We start from the raw sequence: 999 nt of genomic DNA, 5'->3' as shown, positions 1-999 counted from the left end.
CGATGCGTTCAGGAAACCCGCGTCGTCGCCGATCAGCGCGCCGCCCGGGAACACCGTCTTCGGCAGCGACAGCAGCCCGCCCGCCGTAATCGCGCGCGCGCCGTACGACACGCGCTTGCCGCCTTCCAGGAACGCGCGGATCGACGGGTGCGTCTTGTAGCGCTGGAATTCCTCGAACGGCGACAGGTACGGGTTCGTGTAGCCCAGGCCCACCACGAAGCCGACCACGACCTGGTTGTTGTCCATGTGATACAGGAACGAGCCGCCGTAGGTGTCCGACTTCAGCGGCCAGCCGGCCGTGTGGATCACGAGGCCCGGCTTGTGCTTGGCGGGATCGATTTCCCACAGCTCCTTGATGCCGATCCCGTACGCCTGCGGATCGGCGTTCGCGTCGAGCTTGAACTTCGCGATCAGCTGGCGGCCGAGATGGCCGCGGCAGCCTTCGGCGAACAGCGTGTACTTCGCGTGCAGTTCCATGCCGAGTTGGAAGTTCTCGGTCGGCTCGCCGTCCTTGCCCACGCCCATGTTGCCGGTGGCGACGCCTTTCACGGAGCCGTCGTCGTTGTACAGGATCTCGGCGGCCGGGAAGCCGGGGAAGATCTCGACGCCCAGCGCTTCGGCCTGCTGGCCGAGCCAGCGCGTGACGTTACCCAGCGAAATCACGTAGTTGCCGTGGTTCTGGAAGTTGGCGGGCAGCGCCCAGTTCGGCGTGGTGACCGCGCTTTTCTCGGACAGGAACAGGAAGCGGTCTTCCGTCACCTCGACGTCGAGCGGCGCGCCGCGTTCCTTCCAGTCGGGGAACAGTTCGGTGATCGCGCGCGGGTCCATCACCGCACCCGACAGGATGTGCGCGCCGATCTCGGAACCTTTCTCGAGCACGCACACGCCGATTTCGGTGCCTTTCTCGGCGGCCAGCTGCTTGAGCCGGATCGCCGCCGACAGCCCGGCGGGGCCGCCGCCGACGATCACGACGTCGTATTCCATCGATTCGCGCGGGCC

At 66.7% G+C, this 999-nt stretch carries 1 protein-coding gene; it reads right to left on the bottom strand.

The window, feature by feature from the left end; translation table 11 throughout:
* Positions 1–999 (bottom strand): NAD(P)/FAD-dependent oxidoreductase (locus ABY44_RS29725; RefSeq protein ID WP_431642947.1); only part of this gene is annotated, 999 nt, incomplete at both ends.

Source organism: Burkholderia sp. ZZQ-2 (assembly GCF_050768715.1).
GTDB classification, from domain to species: Bacteria; Pseudomonadota; Gammaproteobacteria; order Burkholderiales; family Burkholderiaceae; genus Burkholderia; species Burkholderia cepacia.
Note: the sequence above shows the minus strand (reverse complement) of the source record. Positions and strands in the feature narration are given on the sequence as shown.